The organism is Moorena sp. SIO3I6 (assembly GCF_010672095.1).
The window spans coordinates 1-4,830 of record NZ_JAAHHU010000330.1; the positions used below are offsets into that span (position 1 = coordinate 1).

The 4,830-nt window shown below is 38.1% G+C and carries 4 protein-coding genes; all 4 read right to left on the reverse strand.

Annotation, left to right across the window (positions count from 1 at the left end; all coding sequences use genetic code 11):
* Window positions 1-141 precede the first annotated feature (141 nt).
* Window positions 142-759 (reverse strand): 2OG-Fe(II) oxygenase, encoded by a 618-nt coding sequence (locus F6K49_RS35335; protein WP_293104275.1) that lies wholly within the window; start codon window positions 757-759, stop codon window positions 142-144.
* Window positions 760-761: 2 nt separating this feature from the next.
* Window positions 762-2,273 (reverse strand): MBL fold metallo-hydrolase, encoded by a 1,512-nt coding sequence (locus F6K49_RS35340; RefSeq protein WP_366514264.1) that lies wholly within the window; start codon window positions 2,271-2,273, stop codon window positions 762-764.
* A gap of 20 nt (window positions 2,274-2,293) precedes the next feature.
* Window positions 2,294-3,106: a MinD/ParA family protein gene (locus tag F6K49_RS35345; protein ID WP_293057280.1), complete on the reverse strand. Its 813-nt coding sequence runs from the start codon at window positions 3,104-3,106 to the stop codon at window positions 2,294-2,296.
* A 73-nt stretch (window positions 3,107-3,179) separates the two neighbouring features.
* Window positions 3,180-4,319, reverse strand: coding sequence for a cyclic nucleotide-binding domain-containing protein (locus tag F6K49_RS35350; RefSeq protein WP_293057283.1), 1,140 nt, complete (start codon window positions 4,317-4,319; stop codon window positions 3,180-3,182).
* Window positions 4,320-4,830: the final 511 nt, after the last annotated feature.

The following is a 4,830-nucleotide window of genomic DNA, read 5'->3' on the forward strand; positions in this document are numbered from 1 at the left end:
TTGGCGAATTAAATTCGCCACGGGTCGCACCTCTGCCTCCCCAAGACCGCGCTGCATCGCTTATTCAAAAGCTGTTCACCTAGCGTGCGCGTAGCGCATAAGCTGATAGCTGATAGCTGTAGCTGATAGCTTACGACTTAGCTACTGATAAGCAAGGGACAAAGAGTTAAACTCTATTTCAAATTCAGGGATATTCTTAAGTTTTGCTGAGTCCAAAGCATACTGTTCACAAACCAAGCTCATCCGAACTTGTGAGGTTTTGACATGATTAACTGAATGAGTTAAATTTCCTTTAAAATAAAGCAACAAATTTTCTTGAGGTTTGATAGTCTGGATAGTAAAATTTCCTTTTTGTAACAATAGTTCTCCCCGTTCTAAATCCTCAGGAATTTTCACATAAAGAACACTGACAACAAGTGGAATGGTGTGACTCTCTACATAGCTAGAAATACTACAGTCCACATGAGGTTTGACGTCCCCACCCGCTTGTAGAATTAAAGGATTCAGATAAAAGGCATTGCAGCTAGGGTTCAAACTGGCTTGTAAATAGGGTTTAAGAAAAGGAAAATGTTGTTTTGCCTGGTCTATTCCTGCAGTTTTAAAAACAACTGAAAAACCTTTAGTTTTGCTAAAACTTTCACTGAGTTGATTTGCTCCTAAGTAAGGAGAAGATAAAATGTCCTTTTCCAAGTTATGGAGATAATCAGGGTTAAAGGCTTTCTCTCGAAGAGAGGAATATTGATTCCGAGTGATTTTCATGTTTATTTTCCTCCAACTAACTGTAAATTTTCAGTTACGTCTTCAGGATCAGCACTCACTTTATTATTCTTTGTTGATAAGCGGACTAAAGTATTACCAATTCTCAACATTTTAGTTTCGTCCTTCTGAACAACTTTTGGATTAACCTCACTAGATTTCCATCTTTGAACTTCTTGATGGCGAACTTTTTCAAAAAGTTCATCTGGTGGAAATCTCATAGTAAGGGGATATTTAATCTGTAAGTTATTGACTTCAATTGGCTTAACAATTCCAGAAGGAGTAGGCAAATATAGTTTTTGAAAACTGCGACAGTAACCTCCCATCTTAGCAGAATCCCATCCTTTAATTCCTTTGATTATGCTATAAAAACTTGAAGCCGCAATGGTCGTAAAGATATGAGCCAAAGGATTATACCCAGTGTGACACTCAATATTCTCTTCCGAAAAATCAAAGTAATACTGTTGTATGTTATCTGGGAAGACGATTTCTAACTGATAAATTAACTTCCAGTGACAATACTCTATAAATAAGGAGTCTTTTTTTTCTGTCACAAACTTAGGAAAGTCAGAGTTAACTTCTGAATAAATGGTTTGTTGAATCTCCTCCAAATCATAGCCATCAGGATTATCGTCAATCAGCTGATCTCCAATATTAACAGGCGAGAACCGTAAATCTTGTTGATCATCTTCTAACATTTGCACAAAAGAAGACCTTTGTTTCATGTAACTCACTTCGCCATTTTTAACATTCACAACATCCCCTGGATTCAAAGGGAAAACATTCTCTTTTAATCCAGGGCAAACAATAGCCACATCTCGACAAAATTGTTCTTTAGTAACTGGAAAAACAACTTTATTTAACCAAGATGAACCTTGAATTAATTTAAACCCATTGGCCCCAGGAGCAACACTATAGGGTTTAAGTAAGCTAATTTTTTTCAACAGTCCATCATAGAAATCATAGGGAAAATAACATGGCTGATTATCCTGATGCTGTGTTTCTAACATCGGTTGCCAACAAGCCAACAAAAAATCAATCTGAGGATAGCGAGATTTAATCAAACTAATCGTTTCAACACTTACATGCGAATCAACTTGATTCCAGAACACCCCTGAAGGGTCAGTGAATAACATTCCATATTCAGGAACACGATTTTCTGAACGAGTTGCAATTAAACGAGTTGAACCAATTTTGACCTCACTCCAATCTTTTAATTTATAGATTTGTGAATATCCCAAATCTCGTAAACAGGTTTCCATCAGTTTATCGTAGGGGATGAAAACATCAACATTTTTCGGTAGAGAAGCTAGGGATTGAATATCAAAATGATCTAAATGACGATGAGAGATAATCAAGATATCAAACCCTGGAATCTGGTCATGGTAGACTTTTCGTTTAGGACAAATATCTTCTATTCCTTCACAGTGAGAATCCCACAAAACCGGATCCATCAAGATTTGACAATTTTCAGTCTCAACAAAGATAGAAGCGTGACCAATCATCTGAATCTGCATAATTCACCTCAAAATTTATACTAATTTATGATTTTATGAGCCAGTTTTTCTAAAACTTCAGTAAGCGGATGTTCAGGAAAAGCCAGAGAAAAAATCTTTCGACTTCCTAGCATCTTCATATCTTCTGACCAGGGAATAACTGCAGCCAACGAAAATCCATATTCGTCCTTAAATTTATGGCTAAAACGATCAATCCATAACGATTCAATCATCATATTCATTACCAGCAAGGTTTTCTGTATTTTTAACTTGTTTGCCAAGTCCAACATAATCCCAGTTGCTTGAAAATCTTGCTGATCCGGTTTCATAATTAAAACCAGAGTATCAGACAAGGTTAAAGAGACTAATACCTCTTCATTCAGACCTGGATGAGTATCAACAAACAGAAAATCTAGATTGAGTTCATTAATTAAAGCTCTAAACCCTTTTTCCAGTAAGCGAACATCATAGCCTTCTCGCAACATTCGGCTAATATCTTCTTGTTTCATACTGGCTGGAACCAAAGACAGAAAACAGTTCTCTGTTGACTTTTTTTTCTTGGCAATCACATCATAGTCGGTTTCAGTCATCTGACAGCGGTCTTGAAGACCTAACACGGACGTTACATCATAATCAGCTTCAGTAATTTGACAATTATTCCATAGGTAATCGTTTAAAGAATAACCTAAGTGATCTTTAGTCAACCCAAATAACACATAAATACCTGGGTTATGGAGGTCTGCATCCACAATTCCAACTCGATGACCCTGACTAGCAACAATTGTCGCTAAACTGGCAGTTATGTTGGTTTTTCCTGCTCCCCCTCGATAAGAGTGAATGGCAATAATAGACATCTAATTTTCTCCAAATATACAACTATGATGTAGCTAACTTATCCAAATTGTTCTTAACAACAATCTTGGCTAACTATCCTGTGATTATATTGAAATCATGCTGATTATTATTCAAGGTTTTGAGTTGCTTCAACATCCAATTAAATCGAGAGCCAGCTAAGGTTAAATTATCTAAGCGGTTATCACTCATTTCATCATCATAGGGAACAGAAGATGCTAAAGTCTTTTCACTACTGTAAATTCTCCTTTTATAACCTAGTAATTCTACAGTAGTTTTAAATCTCTCTATCGCCAATAAGGAAACGGCTCGATAAAACCTTGCTGAGAAACCAATATCGTCCTGTAATTTAGTAGCCAGTAAATTTCTAGCAATTGCTAGTACTCTTGAATCCTCAAGACAGCGAACATTAACTGAACTGAGCTGGGAAACCCCAAAAGGCATTTCACCAAGAATTTCCCCTCGCTGAAGGGCGATAATCTCTTGCTCAGAGGTAACACTATAACTAGTATCTAGGGCTGCAAAAGCCGTTTCCAAAGGACTTCTGGCAGTTTCTGCTAAGGTAACACTTGCGAAACCATCAAGCAGAATATACATCTTTTCAGCCGGTCTTCCTTCTTGGAATAGCAGAGTCTCTGCTTTTATTGTCTGATAATTTCCATTTTTAATCATCCAATCAATATCACTATCATTTAGCTCCCCAAATGCTAAAAGCACTTCTTTGCTTGCATTTGTTCGTCTTCTCAATCGTTTTGAGCGAAGTTTGTCCGTCAGCTTTACCAGTCGTTCAGAAAGTGAAATGGCAATGGCTTTATAAAACCGTGCCGAAAAAGCTAAATCTTTCTCTAGTTTTTCCTGTAATTCTTTTTGGGGAATAGCCAGTAACCGAGAAGAACTCTGAGCGATCACCTTACTTGAAGGTAACTCACTCTGAAACAGTAAATCTTCTCCTATCAGCTCTCCTGTAGTTACGCTGATCAGTTCCTGTTCTAAAACCTTACTATCTTCCAAGAGTGCAAATGCCCGATGGAGCCGATTATCCGTAGGCTGTGGCAAAGATATTTTTAGGTTCCCCTCAATAATCAGATAAAGAGTCTTAATAGACTTATCACCTTGCCTCAATACTTGACCAGTATTGACTTGTTCTATTTCACTAACACTAACTAGCCAGTCGATATCACTATTGTCTAGACCACTTAATAAGGTTTGATTCATTGATTTACCTCAATATTAAAATTTCTATAGACAACCCCTCCTGGGTAATCATTTCAGCCCATCAGTTCCTTAAGGTGCGCTTTCCGTTGGCGAATTAAATTCGCCACGGGTCGCACCTAAAAGATACATGCTGTTTTGGACGCGACCTTGGATGTATAGCCGTTTTCAATTTGGTCAGGTACAGAGTCCCTGGTTTTAGGGAACAGGGAACAGGGAACAGGGAACAGGGAACAGGGAACAGGGAACAGGGAACAGAGAACAGGGAAAAAATCCTGTGTACCTCATTAGGCTAGAAAACGCTAGAGTTATAAGGGTCATGTGCTTCGAGAAAGCGATGCAGCTTCGGAACAGGGGGTTTCCCCCATCAGCGAGTGCATCAAGACAATGAACATAGGGTCAATTGGCGACTGTATCAAGCCATAGCTGATTGGCATCAAAGCCTTATACAATAAGCTTTAATGGGCTCATGTCACCCCTGAAGCATCAAGCCATTCCATCAAGTTATAGACGA

Excerpts from the sequence above, each read along its gene's own strand:
- F6K49_RS35335 (WP_293104275.1), bottom strand. The coding sequence starts at position 759 with ATGAAAATCACTCGGAATCAATATTCCTCTCTTCGAGAGAAAGCCTTT.
- F6K49_RS35340 (WP_366514264.1), bottom strand. The coding sequence starts at position 2,273 with ATGCAGATTCAGATGATTGGTCACGCTTCTATCTTTGTTGAGACTGAA.
- F6K49_RS35345 (WP_293057280.1), bottom strand. The coding sequence starts at position 3,106 with ATGTCTATTATTGCCATTCACTCTTATCGAGGGGGAGCAGGAAAAACC.
- F6K49_RS35350 (WP_293057283.1), bottom strand. The coding sequence starts at position 4,319 with ATGAATCAAACCTTATTAAGTGGTCTAGACAATAGTGATATCGACTGG.